This is a genomic window from Nannocystis sp. RBIL2, from assembly GCF_026626745.1.
GTDB lineage: Bacteria > Myxococcota_A > Polyangia > Nannocystales > Nannocystaceae > Nannocystis.
In genome coordinates this window covers 5,751,622-5,767,958 of sequence record NZ_JAPNJW010000001.1, presented here as the reverse complement: position 1 = coordinate 5,767,958, position 16,337 = coordinate 5,751,622, and the positions used below count along the sequence as shown (strand labels likewise).

Annotated in this window: 7 protein-coding genes and 1 tRNA gene; 4 read left to right on the top strand and 4 right to left on the bottom strand. The window is 72.8% G+C overall.

The features are described from left to right. Positions 1-136 precede the first annotated feature (136 nt). A complete protein-coding gene (locus OV090_RS22985) occupies positions 137-667 on the top strand; it encodes a hypothetical protein (RefSeq protein WP_267706291.1) in 531 nt (176 codons plus the stop codon). A 428-nt stretch (positions 668-1,095) separates the two neighbouring features. Here OV090_RS22985 and OV090_RS22980 read toward each other — a convergent pair. Then, a tRNA-Asp gene (locus OV090_RS22980) sits at positions 1,096-1,172 on the bottom strand. Between the two features lie 141 nt (positions 1,173-1,313). Further along, entirely contained in the window at positions 1,314-2,357 is a 1,044-nt protein-coding gene (locus OV090_RS22975; RefSeq protein WP_267706289.1) for a class I SAM-dependent methyltransferase, read from the bottom strand. Between the two features lie 108 nt (positions 2,358-2,465). Here OV090_RS22975 and asnB point away from each other — a divergent pair, with 108 nt between their 5' ends. Then, positions 2,466-4,343 (top strand): asparagine synthase (glutamine-hydrolyzing), encoded by a 1,878-nt coding sequence (asnB, locus tag OV090_RS22970; RefSeq protein ID WP_267706288.1) that lies wholly within the window; start codon positions 2,466-2,468, stop codon positions 4,341-4,343. Positions 4,344-4,417: 74 nt separating this feature from the next. Here asnB and OV090_RS22965 read toward each other — a convergent pair whose 3' ends face one another. Then, positions 4,418-7,966, bottom strand: a complete 3,549-nt coding sequence (locus OV090_RS22965) for an AAA family ATPase (RefSeq protein ID WP_267706287.1) — start codon at positions 7,964-7,966, stop codon at positions 4,418-4,420. A gap of 111 nt (positions 7,967-8,077) precedes the next feature. Beyond that, complete coding sequence (locus tag OV090_RS22960) at positions 8,078-9,385, bottom strand: DNA repair exonuclease (RefSeq protein ID WP_267706285.1); 1,308 nt, start codon at positions 9,383-9,385, stop codon at positions 8,078-8,080. 906 nt (positions 9,386-10,291) lie between these two features. Between OV090_RS22960 and OV090_RS22955 the strand changes: the two genes are divergently transcribed. After that, positions 10,292-13,273 (top strand): carboxypeptidase regulatory-like domain-containing protein, encoded by a 2,982-nt coding sequence (locus tag OV090_RS22955; protein WP_346660373.1) that lies wholly within the window; start codon positions 10,292-10,294, stop codon positions 13,271-13,273. Positions 13,274-13,400: 127 nt separating this feature from the next. Beyond that, complete coding sequence (locus tag OV090_RS22950) at positions 13,401-16,313, top strand: carboxypeptidase regulatory-like domain-containing protein (protein WP_267706283.1); 2,913 nt, start codon at positions 13,401-13,403, stop codon at positions 16,311-16,313. Positions 16,314-16,337: the final 24 nt, after the last annotated feature.

The following is a 16,337-nucleotide window of genomic DNA, read 5'->3' as shown; positions in this document are numbered from 1 at the left end:
AATCCCGGAGGCGGTTGGGACAATGATTCCCCGATGTCCGGCCGATCGCGGCTTGCGCGGGCCGATCGGATGAGCAATACCCGCCGAAGCGCGCAGCGCCGGCTGGAACGCCCGCAGCGCCCGATCTGGAACATCCATGACACGTGAAGCCAGTGCCATTTTCCGCGCCGAAAGCGGCGCGCTCGAGCGGCTGAGCGCGCTCGAGACGCTCAAGGGCCTCAAGAACCGCGACACGGTGTCGCTGGGGGACCTGGTCCACTTCCTCGAGGCGCGCGGGCTGTGGGCGCAGTTCGGGAAGATCACCCTCGGCGACCTGCGCGACGGCTTCGGCCCGCCGCCGGAGCCCGTCGCCGCCGAGCCCGAGCCGACGGGGCGCAAGAAGAAGCGCCGGATCCTCGAGGAAGAGCTGGCTGAGGTCGAGGCCGAGGCCAAGGCGCTGAAGAAGGAGAAGGAAGAGGCGCCCGAGGACGGCGGCCTGTCCACCGACGAGGTCGCGCGCCAGGTGCTGCCCTTCATCGAGGGCAACGGCGACGTGACCATCGAAGACATCGCCGAGTACTCGCGCATCGATCGCAAGGTGCTGCGCCACCACCTCGGGGCGCTGGTCAAGCAAGGCCGGGTCGAGCGCATCGGCGTCGGCAGGCACGCGGTCTACTCGACGCTGTGAGCCGCGAGCGCCGGCGCGGGGCGTCGGCGCTGGGGTTTTAGAGAGTAAGAGGCAGGCCGGCTCGGATGGGCCGACGCCGGCTCGCGGGCGAGCTGGCATGCGGTGGGTCTGCGCCGGGGACCTGCGGCGCGAGGTTCGTCTCGGGGAGCAGGGTCCGCGAACTCGGCGCGAGGCCGCGTCCGGGCGGTGTCCCTCGGCGGCGAACTTCGGCCGCTTCTGGGGCAGTGCGTCCTCGATGGTGAACTTCGGCTGTGGGCGCGTCGGGGCGGCGCAGGGTTCTCGGCGGCGGATTTCGCCGCGAGGGGTCCGTCTCGGCTGCGGCGGCGGACTGTGGCTGGCCAGCTCGTCGCTCCGGGTCGGCTCGTGGCGCGCGACCAAAACAAGAAGCCCCGAAACCGGGTGGTTTCGGGGCTTCGCTTCAGTTTCTCTGGCGGGGCGGACGGGGCTCGAACCCGCGACCTCCGACGTGACAGGCCGGCGTTATAACCAACTTAACTACCACCCCTGAGCCCTCGCGCCGTTCGGTGCGAGGGGCCAGGAAGATGCTCCGGTTCGGAGCGGAAGTCAAGCACGATCCGAGGGTCCCAGCACCCGAAAGCGAGGGCGGCAAAGCCCGGGTGAGGACGGGGAGATTGGGACCTGCTTTTCAGGTCGCGTGGGCCCGGGCGACGACCACGAGGTTCGCACCCCAGGCGCAGTGGGCTCCGAACACGCCTTCGAGCCAGGGGCCGAGGGCGCTGTCGAGGTTGTCGAGGCCGCGGACGACCAGGGGCCCGGCGAGGCGCTGCCAACGCCGGCCCTGTTTGGAGGACTGGAGGCGATCGCCGGCGACGCCGGCGACGGTCGGGGCGGCGGGGCCGGGCCGGAGCTGGCGTCGGAGCTCGAGGGCGAGGTCGGCAGCAGTGAGCAAACTCGGCGCGAGCGAGGTGCCGATCTGCGGGGCGCTCCACAAGATCTCCGGCTCCAAGCCGGCGCGGGTGAGGGCGGCGGTGAAGGTGGCGCGCTCGAAGAAGCTGATGTGATCGCCGAGCTCGAGCGGGCGGAAGCGGCGGCCCCACAGCGGTCGCAGGAGATCGCCCCAGTTCGGGACCTCGATCACGGCCAGGCCGCCGGGGGCGAGGTGGCGGCGGATCCACACCAGACCGCGCACCGGCTCGCGCAGGTGCTCGAGCACGTGGGTCATGGTGATGAGGTCGAAGCGGCCGAGGCCCAGGTCGGTGACCTCGATGTCGAGCGCGTGGACCTCGTGGCCGGCGGTCTGGGCCTGCGCGCCGGCGGGGGAGCGCTCGATGCCCTCGGTGCGGTAGCCGAGCTCGCGCAGGACGTCGAGGAGGAGGCCGGTGTCGCAGCCGATGTCGAGGGCGCGGGCGCCCGCGCGGGGGCGACCGAGGCGGCCGCCGCTGAGGCGGTCGTAGAGCTCGACGTTGCGGCGCTTGCGGTCGATGTCGCGGGCCGACGGCTGCGTGGGCGACTGGCGCTGCCTGGCGCGCGTGCCGTAGTAGGACTCGCTGAGGTAGGTGGCGGCGTAGTGGCCGGTGGCGTGGACGAGGTCGCAGCCCTGGCAGCGGACGACGCCGATGCGGTGGACCTCGGGGAGGAGGGGGCGGGCATCGCGGGCGCCGCAGACCGGACAGGAATCGACGGGTTCGACGGTGGGGGCGTCGGTGGGGGCGTCGGTCGCGGCGGTCATGAGGCGGCCTTCAGGCGAGTCGGGCCATAGTATGCCAAGCTCGCCCCTGATGCCGCCCTGGCGACCCGAATCTGGCCGACGCGCGCGCGCGCAGGGGGGCAGGTCCTGATGTGCGGGCTCGCCGGCATGGTGGGGGCGTGCGACGCGGCTCTGGTGGCGAGCATGACCGCGGCGCTGCGGCACCGCGGGCCCGACGGCGACGGCGTCCACCTCGAGCCGGACCTCGGGCTCGGCCATCGCCGCCTGGCGATCCTCGACCTCGCCGGCGGGGCCCAGCCGATGGTCGACGCCAGCGGCGACCTCGTGATCGTCTACAACGGCGAGATCTACAACTTCGCCGCGCTGCGGGCCGAGCTGCTGGCGGCCGGCGTCCCGCTGCGCACGCGCGGCGACACCGAGGTGTTGCTCGAGCTGTGGCGGCGCGAGGGCCCGGCGGCGCTGCAGCGGCTGCGGGGCATGTTCGCGTTCGCGGTGTGGGACCGGCGGACCCGCGAGCTCCACCTCGTGCGCGACCGTCTGGGGCAGAAGCCGCTCTACTACTCTCAGGTCGCCGGGGGCGTGCTGCTGTTCGCGTCGGAGCCGAAGGCGCTGCTGCAGTGCCCGGCGGTCGACCGCTCGCTCGACCTCGCCGCGCTCGACGGCTACCTCGAGCTCTACTATGTCCCGCCGCCGCGCTCGATCTTCGCCGGCATCAAGCAGCTGCCGCCGGGGCATCGACTGACCTGGCGCGAAGGACAGGTGACGATCGCGCGCTGGTGGGACTGCGAGCCGCGGCCGCCGGACCCGCGGCTGCAGAGCGTGGAGGCGTGGGCCGAGGCGGTGGCGCCGACGCTGGCCGAGGCGATCGAGCTGCACACGGTGTCGGACGTGCCGGTGGGGGCGTTCCTGTCGGGCGGGCTCGACTCGTCGACGATCGTCGCTGCGCTGGCGCGGCGCGGCTCGGCGCTGCAGACGTTCTGCGTCGGCTACGGGCCGGAGGGGGCGAGCTACGAGGAGCGGCACCATGCGCGCGCGGTGGCGCGGCACTTCGGGCTACAGCACCACGAGCTCGAGCTGAAGATCGACATCCTCGACGACCTGGCGGCGATGGTGGCCGGCTTCGACGAGCCGTTCGGCTCGTGGACTGCGCTGCTGGCGTATCACCTGTCTCGCTTCGCGCGGCAGCGGGTGACCGTGGCGCTGGCGGGCGACGGCGGTGACGAGGTGTTCGGCGGCTATCCGCGCTACCGGGGGTTGCGGATCTCCGAGCACCTCGGGCACGTGCCGCCGACGGCGATCGCGCTGGCGGGCCGGGCGCTGCGGGTGTTCGGCGAGCCCACCACGGCGCTGAGCCTGCGCCGCTGGGGCCGGCAGTTCCTCGACAGCCTGGCGCTGCCGCCCGGCGAGCGCTACGCGGCGTGGGTCGGCAAGGGCTCCGAGTCGGCGCGCGACCGGCCCTACGCGCGCGAGACGGCGCGGCGGATCGCCGAGGTGCGGGCGCCGAACTTCATCGCCGAGGCCTTCGATCGCCCCGTCTTCGGCGACCTCGTGGCGCGGGCCTGGTACGCCGACATCCACGGGTTTCTGCCCGAGAACGTGCTCCGCTGCACCGACCGCATGAGCATGGCCCACGGGCTCGAGGTGCGGGTGCCGTTCTGCGACCACGTGCTGCTCGAGCAGATGGCGCCGGCGCCGTCGTCGATGCGGGTGACCGCGCTGGCGTCGAAGCGGGTGCTGCGGGCGATCGCCGGCAAGTGGCTGCCGCCCGCGGTGCTGCAGCGCAAGAAGCTCGGCTTCTCGGCGCCGTTCGGGGCGTGGCTCAAGGCGGCCGAGGCGCGCATCGTCGCCGACTGGCTGCACCCCGACGTGATCAAGCGGCGCGGGCTTTTTGATGTCAACGGGGTGGCGCGCATCGTCGGCGAGCACCGCCGCGGCACCCGCGATCACGCGCTGCGGATCTGGTCGCTCATCGTGCTCGAGCAGTGGCAGCGCATGTATTTTGATTAGATAGCTGACCGATCGGGCATGTTTTCCAGAGCATGCCCGATCGGGCATGTCTCCCGGGGCATGTCCGAAAGAGCTCAGGCCTCGGCGGCGCGCGAGAGGGTGGCGGCGGGCGGGTCGGGGAGCTCGACGATCTGCAGGGCGGCGCCGGTGTCGGTGGTCTGGCGCGCGAGGTGCATCAGGTGGCGGTGGCAGGTGAGGAAGAGGATCTGGGTGGTGCGGGCGACGTCGCGGAGGGCCTGCAGGGTGGTGGCGGCGCGGTCCTCGTCGAAGTTGACGAGCACGTCGTCCATCACCAGCGGGAGCGGCTCGTTGCGGTCGCAGTAGTCGAGGACGTAGGCGAGGCGGAGGGCGAGGAACAGTTGCTCGCGTGTCCCGAGGGACAGCTCGCTCGGGAGCCGCAGGCGACCCTCGCGGCCGACCGCGGCGAGGGTGCCGGCCTCGGGCTGGGGGACCACGCGGAGGTGGCGGCCGCCGGTGATCGTGGCGAGCAGGTCGGAGGTGTAATGGAGGATCGCCGGCTGGTTCTCGCGGGCGTAGCGGTCGGTGACGCGCGCCAGCACCTGCTGGGCCAGCTGGACCAGGACGTAGCGGTCGACGTGCTGGGTGAGGTCGGCGTGGAGGGCCTCGCACTCGGCGTTGAGGCGTGCGGCGCGGTCGCCCCCGAGGTGCTGCAGCTGGTTGTCGAGCTTGCCCTTCTGCTCGACCGCGGTGGTGCGCCGCCGATCGAGGTCGGAGATCCGCCGGGCCAGGTCGTCGCGCTCGGCGAGCAGGGCCTCGCGCCGGGCGGCCTGCAGCTCGGCGTCGTAGCTGTCGCGAGCGGGGCCGTCGCCGAGCGCGCGAGCCAGCCGCAGCGCGAGCTCGCTCTGGCGCTTGTGCAGGCGGGCCCGCTGGAGTGCCCGTTCGGACATGTCCAAGAGTTCAGCCGTGTCGCGGGCGCCGGCGCGGGTGGCCAGGGCCGCGAGCTCGGCCTGGGCGGCGGCGCGGAGCTCCGCCAGAGCGTCGCGCTCGCGCTGCCGGGTCTCGGCCTGCTCGCGGGCCTGGGCGGCGGCGGCGGCGGCGGTGCGGGCCTCGGCGAGGCGGCGGCTGAGGCGGTCGACGGTGTGCTCGGGCGCCATGTCGTCGGCGGGGCGGCCGAGGCGGGCGAGCAGCGCGGCGTACTCGGCGTCGAAGCCGGCGAGCAAGGCCTCGCCGCGGGCCAAAGCTTCGCGGCGGGCCTCGAGGTTGACTAGCTTTTGGGACATGTCCTCGAGGGCATCGATGCGCGCGAGCGCGGCGTCGGGCTCGAGGTCGGCGGGCAGGCCGAGGTTGACGAGCAGCGCGGAGAGGGCGGCGCGGATGTCGGCGAGCTCGCGGGTGAGGGCGGCGTGGGCGGCGTGGCCGCGGCCGACGGCGCTCTCGAGGCCGGCGAGGCGGGCGGAGGCGGCCTCGAGGCGGGCGCGCGCCGCCAGGGCGCTGCGCTCGCGGTCGCGGAGGCCCTGGGCGAGCGCGGGCAGGCTGGCGCCGGGCCAGGCGAGGCGGCGCTGCAGGCGGGTGGTGAACTCCTCGAGCGCGGGGCGGAGGCGGCGGACGACCTCTTCGCGGCGGAGCTGCTCCGCGGCGAGCTCGCGCAGGTTCGAGGCGTCGCGGTACCACGGGATCATCGCCGCCGGTGGCCCGGGCACGATCTTGGTCGGGCGCCACAGCGCGGCCCACTCGGCGGCCCAGCGCTGCTCCGCGCGGGTGGCCGCGGCGACCCGCTCCTGCGCACGGGCCACGTCTTGCTCGGCGCGATCGATCTGCCGCTGCAGGCCTGTCTTTTTGGCCAGCTGATCGGCGGCGTCGCGCAGGCGATCGGCGAGGTCGTCGGCGTCGGCCTGGGCGCGTTCGAACCGGCGCGTGAGCTGCTTGCGCGCGGCGGCGGTGTCGGGCCCGAGGTCGGCGTCGGCGCCGGCGAACAGGGCCCCGAAGCCCTCCTGGGTGTGCAGGCGGCGACGGACCTCGTGCCAGACCTCGTCGCGGCGGGCGCGGGCAGTCGCGAGGGCGTCGGGGTCGGGCAGGTCGGCGGCGGCGAGGGCCTCGAGCTCGGCGCGGGCGCGGGCGAGCTCGTCTTGCTCTCGGGACAGGTCCGAAAGGGCAGCCCGACGCTCGCGCTCGAGGTCGAGGCCGCGGGCGTGGTGGTCGTCGAGCTCGGCGGGGCGCGGCAGCGGGGCGGCGGCGAGGTCGGCGGCGGCGAGGGGTGGGTGCAGGCGCAGCAGGCCGAGGTCGAGGTCGGCGCGCAGGCGGGTGAGCGCCAGCTCCTCGCGCTCGAGCTCGGCGCGGCGGGCGAGGGCGTCCTCGAGCTCGGCGAGCAGGGCGCTGTCCTCGAGGTCGGGCGCGGCGGCGGCGAGCTCGGCCACGCTGGCGCGCAATGCCGCCAGCTCGGCCTCGTCGTCGGCGAGGCCGCGGGACGACAGCATCAGCTCCTGGCGGGCGCGCTGCCAGCGGGTGGCGAGGGCGCGCAGGCGGTCGAGCTCGTGCGGCTGGATGACCCATCGGACATGGTCCTCAGGGCGTGTCCCGGGGGACATGGTCGAAAGGATAGACTCGAGCGCGTCGGTCTCGCGGGCCAGGCGCTCGCGCTCGCGCGGGACGACGAGCCGCTGCTCGGCGACTGCCTCGACGCGGCGGACCAGCCGCTCGACGGCCGCGGCCTCGGCGAGCAGGGCCGGATCGGCGGCGGGCTGGTCGGCGCGGGCGAGCAGGCGCGCGAGCTCGGCGTCGAGGGCCCGCAGTTGGTTGTCGGCGGTGGTGAACTCGGCGTGACGCTGGCGGGCCCGCTCGGCGGCCGGCTCGTCGAGGTCGGTGCGCAGCGACGGGTCGGCGAGGGCGCGGACGAGGCCGAGGTGCTCGTGGAAGTCCTCGAACACGCCGAGCAAGGTGCGCAGCCGGGCCTCGCGCTCGCGCAGGCGGGCGAGCTCGTGCCCGGCGGCGTCGGCGTCGTGGCGCGCAGCGGCGAGGTTGGTGGTCAGCGCGGCGTACTGCGGCTGGGCGAACATGGCGTCGCGCAGGGCCAGCTTGGCGTCGCGCAGCTGGGTGAGGCCGCGGTTGATCGCGGGGTTCTTGCCCTTGGCCTTGAAGAGGCCCTCGCTCTCGTTCTGGAGGCCAGCGAGGGCGCCGCGGATCCTCTCGGCGCTGCCGCCGAGGGCGCCGCCGCCGAGCAGCTCGGAGAGGCCGGCGACCTGGAGGACGTCGGAGCCCTGCTGCAGGTCGGCGTGGGTGAAGCCGAAGATCGCCCGGTAGAGCTCCTCGGTGATGGCGCCGAAGTAGCGCGCGAAGCGGGCGCCGTCGAGCGGTACCTCGCCGGCGTCGCTGTGAAGGCTGCCGGCCAGCGAGTCCTTGCGCTTCTTGAGGCGGGTGACGTGGAGGCGCTGGCCGGCGCTGTCCCGAAGGACAGCTCGCAGGGCGATCGCGCGGTAGTCGTACTCGAAGGCGTAGGGGGTGCGGTCGTCGACGCCGAACAGCAGGCCGTGGAGGGCGCGCAAGAGGGTGGTCTTGCCGGCCTCGTTGGGGCCGTAGAGGACGACGAGACCCGGCCCTCCGGGCAGGTCGATGTCGAGCGATTCGAAGTGACCGAAGCGCTCGACGGTCAGGCGCTCAAAACGCATGGCGAGATCGATGCAGAGGCGTCGGGAGCCCGATTCGTGGATGGCGCTTCGGACATGTTCCGAAAGACATGCGACCCAGCCCGGGCGATGGGCTCGCGGGGGCGCGCCGGGTCACCGGACCTCGGGGTGCTCGCTCGCGCGGATCGGGGCCGGGTCTTGCGCGGGGAGGTGCGCGGCGGGGCGCGGGTGCGGGTAGTCAGGGGCGAGGAGGCCGAGGAGGAGGGCCTCGACCTCGGAGAGGCGGGCGGTGAGGTGCTCGGGGTCGTCGGGGCGCAGGCCGAGGTAGGGTGCGACGAGCGAGCCGAGCGGGGCGAGGGCAGGGCCGTACTCGGCGAGGCGCTGCGGGTCGGCGGCGAGGGCCTCGAGCTCGTCGCGCAGGGCTTGATGGAGCGCCAGGAGCTCGCCGTGCTCGGTCTCCGCGGGCGGCCGGGTGCGGAAGCGGACTTGCTCGATCCACACGTCGCCGAGGTCGGCCGCGATCGCCCGGGCCTGGGCGGCGAAGGGCTCGGGGTGGGCGGCGAGGCGCGCGTGCAGGTGCGTGGCGCCGTCGACGAGGACGCGCGCGAGGACGGGCCGACCGCCGGCCTCGAAGACGATCTGCTGCAGGCGCATGCGCAAGGTGCCGAGCAGGTCGTCGGTGTCGGCGGCAGTAGCGGCGGCGAGGGAGATCTCGGCCCAGCGGAGGACGTCGAGGTCACGGTGGGCGACGCTGCGAATTTTTAAATTGTCGATGTCGAGGACGGTGCAGCCGCGCGCGCCGGACTCGTGGGCGTGGCGGCCCTGCAGGTTGCCGGGGTAGACGACCCACGGGTCGGCGTGCAGGATGCTGCGCTTGTGGACATGTCCCAAAGCCCAGTAGTCGTAGCCGCGGCGCACGAGCTGCTGGACGGTGCACGGGGCGTAGTTGCTGTGCTCGGCGGCGCCGATGGCGTTGGTGTGGAGGACGCCGATGTTGACGAGGTCGCGCCGGCGGTCGGGGTAGAACTCGGCGAGGTTGTCCTCGACGCTGCGGTTGCCGTAGCTCTGGCCGTGGACGGCGAGGCCGAGGCCGGGCAGCTCGAGGGTGCCGGCGGCCTCGGCGGGGAAGGTGTGGACGTGCTCCGGCAGAGGGATGTGGCGCGCGAGCACGGACTCGGCGTCGTGGTTGCCGCGGACCATGACGACGCGGGTGCCGACGTCGCGCAGGCGGGCGAGCTCGCGGACGAAGAAGAGGCCGGTGTTGAAGTCGCGCCACTCGCCGTCGAACACGTCGCCGGCGAGGATCAGGAGAGCAGCCTGGTCTTCGAGACAGGTGTCGACGAGACGGCTGAAGGCGCGGCGGGTGGCCAGGCGGATGTCGTCGACGGGCGCGCCCTCGATGCGACCGAGCCCGCGGAGCGGGCTGTCGATGTGCAGGTCGGCGGCGTGGATGACCCTCATCCCCGGTGACGGTGGCACCTTTGATCGCCCGGTGCCAGCACGGCCGCGCCCGGGCGGCGCCGCCGCGGTCATGGATCGAAGCCGAGGAAACTGGGGGCCAGAGCTCCCTGGGGGCCGATCTCGCAGCCTGGGCCTCTCGGCCGACGAGATGTTTCTTCGCATCGCGGCGGTGAAATTCCCCGACGTCCGCGGGGCGGCGCAGACGCCGTGGCAGAAGGTCAGGCAGAGCCGCAGGAAGCCGTCGCAACGAGGCGATAGCATCGCGTCGGGTCGTGAGATCGTGAGTCCCCCTCCTGCGTACGTCCCCAAACCTGGGAACATCTGCGGGCCCTCGGGCGTAGCGGAAAAATCACATGTCCCGAGTGACACGTCGCCGAGACGAGAGACGCGCGTGCTGAAGGCCGAAGATCCACGGAAGAGACAGTTCGGGATGAAGGCCTGGTCGCGACGAGGCGGCGAGGACGACGAGGCGGCGCTGAAGCGCGCATGGTTGCGGCCGGCCGCGGGGACGGGGCGAGACGGACGGGGACAGCGGGTCAGCGCTGCGTCCGAGGAGCGCGTCCGCGCGAGCAGGCGTGCGGCGCCGAGGGGCGGGCGAGCTCTGCCGGTTAGCGAGGCGCGGTCGCGTGAGGTGATCGGCGCGTCGAGGCGCTGGTTCGCGAGCGACCGGGACCGGCGAGGCGAGGCCGCGATCGACATCGCGCTCGCGGGTGGGGCGCGTGGGCGTCGAGTCGGCTGTCGCGAGCAAGACCCGAGCACGCGCGGGCCAGGTCGTGAGCGTGGACCTGCGACCCTCGATACCGGGGGAGTGATTCGCGGCCAGTGCCGCCGGGGACGGCGGCGCGCGGCGATGATATGTTTTTTAGGACATGCTCCTGCGGGCATGTTTGAAAGGATAGGTAGCGCGTGAGCAAGGGCGAGACGGCGCGAGGATCGGGGCCGGTATGGCTGGTGGTCGTGGGCTTGGCGGGGGCCGCGTTATGGTGGTGGCGTAGCGGAGCCGAGAGCGCGACGGAGCCGGTGGGGGCGGGGCCTGGTGATGCGCCGGCGCAGACGATAGCGACGAGCTTGCCGGAGGTGCGGCCGGAGCTTTTATTAAATCCGCGCTTTGCCGACCGGGCGACGGTCGCCGGGACCGTTCGAGACCCGCGAGGGCAGCCGGTGGCCGCTGCGCAGGTGTGCGCGGCCAACCATGCGGAGGAGCTGGCGTCGAAGGACAGGGAGAAGCCGGTCTGCACGAAGACCGAGCGCGACGGCCACTACCGCCTCGAGGGGCTGTTCCCGGTGCGCCACGTGATCCTGGCGAGCGCCCCCGGCTTCGCGCCGGGCAAGTACCAACATGGGGAGGGCGCGAGCCGGCGCGACTGGATCGAGCTGCGGCCGAAGATGGAGGCGCTCGGCATCGACATCGCGCTGGAGGACGGGGGCGTCGAGGTCCACGGCTTCGTCAAGGACCTGAGCGGCGGGCCGATCGAGGGGGCTCAGGTAGCGATCGACGCGGCGTTCGCCTGGACTGCGGTGGACGGGTCGTTCTCGGCGTGGGTGAAGGAAGGGCCGATCTTCGCCATGGCGACCGCCGACGGTTATGCGACGGGCCACGAGGATGGTGTGGCGCCGGGTCACGAGTTCGAGCTGTTCCTGACGCCCGAGGCGGTGCTGATCGGCAAGGTGGTGCGCGCGGGCGAGGGCGGCGAGCCGGTCGAGGGCGCGCTGGTGCGAGCGATGTCCGGCGGCTGGGGCTTCGGGCCGAAGTCGGCGTACACCGACGCGAACGGCGAGTTCCGCCTCGAGGGGCTCGAGCCCGGCGCCTACAAGCCGCGGGCCGAGGCCGACGACGCGCTCGGGCTGGCGAAGGAGCAGGTGATCCTCGGGCTCGGCGAGACTTCGGCGCCGATCCTGATCGAGGCGCACCCGGCGTTCACCATCGAGGGCAAGATCGTGACCGAGGGCGGCGGGAGCTGCGACGACGGCAGCGTGAACCTCGAAGACCCGGCGCAGGGGCGCGACGAGTGGATGTCGATCGAGAGCGGCGGCACGGTGCGCAAGCGCGGGGTGCTGCCGGGCGACTATCAGGTCAACGTCCGCTGCCGCGGGTACGTGTCGGCGGAGCGCTACGAGCGGATCAAGATCGTCGACAAGAGCGCGACGGGGCTGCGCTGGGACGTGTCGCGGGGGCAGTCGATCCGCGGGGTGGTGGTCGACGCGAGCGGCAAGCCGGTGGCGAAGATGGGCATCAGCGCGTCGCTGAAGCCCGATCCGAGCAAGCCGCGGGAGCACCAGACCGCGAACGTGTGGGGGCCCGAAACCGACGCGCAGGGGCGCTTCGAACTGTCGGGGTTGCTGCCGGGGAGCTACGACCTGTCGGTGGAGGCGTGGCGGAACCCGCGGGCGACGCCGGCGAAGCCGACGGTGGTGGAGGTGCCGAAGGGCAAAGACGCGACGGGGATCCGCATCGAGATGCCGGCCACCGGCGAGGTGCAGGGGTCGGTGCGCGATCCGAAAGGTCAGCCGATCGGCTCCGTCAAGGTGCAGGCCAACGACGGCGTGCACTGGCAGTCGACCACGGCGAAGGACGACGGGAGCTTCGTCTTCAAGCACATCGCCGCGGGGGACTACCGCGTCTATGCGCAGATGAGCTGGTTCGAGGGGGCGATGCGCTCCCCGGGGACGGGCGACGACGACGTGCAGGGCGAGCGCGTCGAGGTGCGCGACGGCAAGGTCGCGACCGTGAAGCTGGTGGTCGAGAGCGCGTCGGGGCGGATCTCCGGAGTGGTGCGCGACGAGGACGGCGGGCCGGTGGCCGATGCGTTCGTCGAGTCGTCGCGCGAGTCGGACAGCGCGACGAAGTCGGCGGGCGCGGGGGTGCGTCAAGGTCGCTGGGGCGAGTTCTTCGAGAAGCCGAACCTGACCGACCAGGACGGGAGGTTCACGCTTGAGCGGCTGCCGACCGGGAAGCACACGCTCCGCGCGCACCGCAAGGGCGGCGGCGAGGCGATCGTCGAGCACGTGGAGCTGGGCAGCGAGGTGGTGCTGACGATCGCGTCGCCGGGGCGGATGTCGGGCACGGTGCAGGTGCGCGGCGGGGCGGCGCCGGAGGAGTTCACGATCGCGATCATCGACGAGACGACCGGGTATCGCCGCCACGACAGCTTCTTCCGCACCGGCGGGGCGTGGAGCGTGCCAGACTTGCCGGCGGGCAATTACAAGGTGTCGGTGACGGCGGGCGGCGGCACGGCCGAGGCCCACGCGACGATGACCGCGGGCAAGGACACCAGCGGGGTGCGCATCGAGCTGGCGCCGAAGGTGTCGGTGCGCGGGACGGTGGTCGACACCGACGGCAAGCCGATCGCGGGCATGCAGGTGTACGTCAGCGCGCCGGGCGTCTGGTCGTCCAGCGGAGACGACGAGGACAAGCGCAACGTGACCGACGAGCAGGGTCGCTACGAGGTGTCGAACGCGCCGAGCGGGAAGGTGCAAGTGAACGTGTACCCCCGCAGCTGGGGCAGCGACGAGTTCTCGTGGACGTCGATGCCGGTGATGCTGTCGTCCGATGCGTCGGTGACCGAGCTGGCGCCGATCAAGGTGGCGCGCCGGCGCGTGAAAGAGGGCGACAAGTCGGGCGAGCTGGGGATCAAGATCAAGGAGCCGGAGCCGGGGGCGGACCCGCTGACGCGGCAGCTGGTGGTGGCGTACGTGCGCCCGGGCAGCCCCGCGGCCACAGCGGGGGTGCAGATCGGCGACCAGATCACCAGCGTCGAGGGGCAGGACGTGACCGGGGCGAACGCGTATCTGTACCATGGGCTCACCAGCGTGCTCGAGGGCACGACCGTGACGCTGGGCCTGGCGAACGGAAAGAGCGTCCCGGTGACGGCCGGCAAGGCGCCGTGAGCGAAAATCATATATCTTGAAGGTCATGTCACGAGGGACATGTCCTTCGTGACATGTGGTGCGGAGATGCGGGCTCGCGTGGGGATGGCCCGAAGACTTGTCGATGCGCGAGCGGAGGAGTGACGAGATGCGCGGGAGAGTCGTCGTCGGTGTGAGCCTGGTAGTGCTCGCGGGGGTGCTGTGGTGGTTGCGCGGGGAGAAAGAGGAAGCGTTGCGCCCCGCGGCGAGCGAGGTCGGGGAAGCGCCGGTCGAGGCGGTGACGGTGGCGCGGGTCGAGGCGGCGGTGCTGCAGTTCGATCCGCGACTGGGGGCGCGGGCGTCGATCGCGGGATTCGTGAAGGACTCGCGCGGGACGCCGATCGCGGGGGCGCAGGTGTGCGCGCTGGCGAGATCCGAGCGGGTGACGACGGACGAGCGGCGCCGGCCCGACTGCGTGACGAGCGGACGCGACGGGCACTACCGGATCGCGGGGCTGTTCCCGGTGCGTCACGAGGTCGTCGGCTCGGCGCCGGGGTTCATCCCGGCCCTGCACGCGCAAGGCGAGGGCGCGAGTCGGCGCGAGTGGGTCGAGCTGCGGCAGGGGATGGAGCTGCTCGGGGCCGACATCGTGCTCGAGGCCGGCGGCGTCGAGATCCGCGGGGTCGTGAAAGATCTGAGCGGCGGGCCGATCGAGGGCGCGCAGCTCCTCGGCAATCTCCAGCCGGTCGTCGTCACCGGGCCCGAGGGCGAGTTCTCGATGTGGGTGAAGCCGGGCGAGCTCGCGGTGCGGGCCATGGCCGACGGCTACGCGGAGGGTCGCGACCACGGTGTGGCGCCGGGGCACTTCTACGAGGTGTTCATGACGCCGGAGGCGGTGCTGGTCGGCAAGGTGGTGCGCGCGGGCAGCGGTGAGCCGCTCGCGGACATGCAGGTGTCGAGCGGCGGCGGCTCGTACGCGACGACGATGACCGACGCGCAGGGGATGTTTCGCCTCGATCGCTTGCAGCCTGGCGGGTACAAGCCGAGCGCGGTTTCCGACGAGACGTACGGGCAAGCGGAGGAGCTGGTGATGCTGGGGCTGGGCGAGACGTCGGAGCCGCTGGTGATCGCGGCGCACCCGGCGTTCTTCGTCGAGGGCCGGGTGGTGATCGAGGGCGGAAGCAGCTGCGAGTCCGGGACGGTGGTGCTGCGCGACGGGGCGAGCGGTCGTTCGGTGCGCGGGGCGATCGATGGCGGGCTGCTCCACCTGCGAGCAGTGCGACCGGGCGAGTACGGGGTCGAGGTGCGGTGCGCCGGATATGTCTCCGAGGAGACGTACGAAAAGGTGAAGGTGGTGGACCGCAGCGTGTCGGGGCTCGAGTGGAAGGTGCGGCGGGCGCAGACAATCCGCGGGGTCGTGGTCGACGCGCGTGGGCGACCGGTGCCGCAGATCCGGGTGAGCGCGGGGGCGAAGCCCGACCCGAGTCGGCCGCACGCGCAGCGGACCTCGGCGTACGGCGGCAGCACGGACGCGAGCGGGCGGTTCGAGCTGGCGGGGCTCTTGCCGGGCAAGTACGAGGTAGAGCTGTCGGCGTGGGATCCGCCGCGCTCGACGCCGAAGCCCATGGAAGTGACCTTGCCCGAGGGACAGGACGTGGAAGGGCTGCGGATCGAGCTGCCAGCGGCCGGCGAGGTGCGGGGGACGGTGCGCGACGCGAAGGGCCAGCCGGTGCGCGGGGCGTCGGTGTCGCTGGCCGGCGGAAGGAATGGGTTCGGGGTGACGGTCGCCGACGACGGGACGTTCCGCATCGAGAACGTGGGGGAGGGTGAGTACCGGGCCGAGGTGGAGAAGGGCTGGGAGAAGCTGCGCGCGCCGGGGACGAGCGACGACGACGTCCAGGGCGAGAAGGTCGAGGTGCGCGCGGACGCGGTGGCGACGGTGAACCTGGTGGTGGCGAGCGCGTCGGGGAAGATCACGGGAGTGGTGCTCGACGAGCACGGAGCGCCGGTGGCGGACGCGTTCGTCGGGGCGGCGCGCGAGGCGGAGCGCGCGGGCGCGGCCCAGGGCACGGCGTCACGCGAGACGCGATGGACGTTCGGCAAGCAGCCCAACATGACCGACGCGGAGGGGCGCTTCACGCTGACCGACCTGAGCGACGGGAAGCACACGCTGCGGGCGCACCGTCGCGGCGGCGGAGAGGCGATCGCGGAGCACGTGGCGATCGGGAGCGAGGTGACGCTGACCCTGGCACCCGCGGCCCGGCTGGCGGGGACTGTGGTGTTGCGCGGTGGCGCGGCGCCGGAGGAGTTCTCGGTGGTGATCCAGGAGGCGGCGGGCGGATATCGCCGCAACGATTCCTTCTACCGCACGAACGGGGCGTGGAGCTTCCCCGAGGTGCCGGCGGGCGAGTACAAGGTGCAGGTCAGCGCGGGGGGCGGAACCGCGGAGACGACGGTGAAGGTGGCGGTCGGGGAGGAGCTGTCGGGGGTGCGCATCGAGCTGGCGCCGAAGGTGACGGTGCGTGGGACGGTGGTCGACCTCGAGGGCAAGCCGGTGCCGGGGCTGACGGTCACGGTGTCGGGTAGCGGCAGCTCGAGCGCGCAGGACGGCAAGGCCAACGTGACCGATGAGTCAGGTCGGTTCGAGTTCCGCAACGCGCCGACCGGGCTGGCCCAGATCTACGTGTCGCCGGCGAACAGGAGCGAGTTCGACTGGAGCTCGCTGCCGGTGACGCTGTCGGGCGAGGCAGCGACGGTCGAGCTGCCACCGATCCGCGTCGCGCGGAGGCGGACGGCGCCCGGTGAGTACGGGGGTGACCTCGGCTTCACGACCCACGAAGCGGCGCCCGGCGCCGATCCGCTGAAGCGGCGGTGGGTCGTGGCCCACGTGCGGCCCAAGAGCCCGGCGGCGCTGGCGGGCATGGCGGTCGGCGACGAGATCGTCAGCGTCGACGGCCAGGACGTGCAGGGGGCGAACAGCTATCTGTTCCCGACGCTGACGCAGGCGCCGGCACAGACGACGCTGACGCTGGGCCTCGCGCGCGGGGCGAGCGTGCAGCTGACGGTCGGAGCGCGGCCCTGAAGTTTTCTAAAAAGCGCGCGGCCG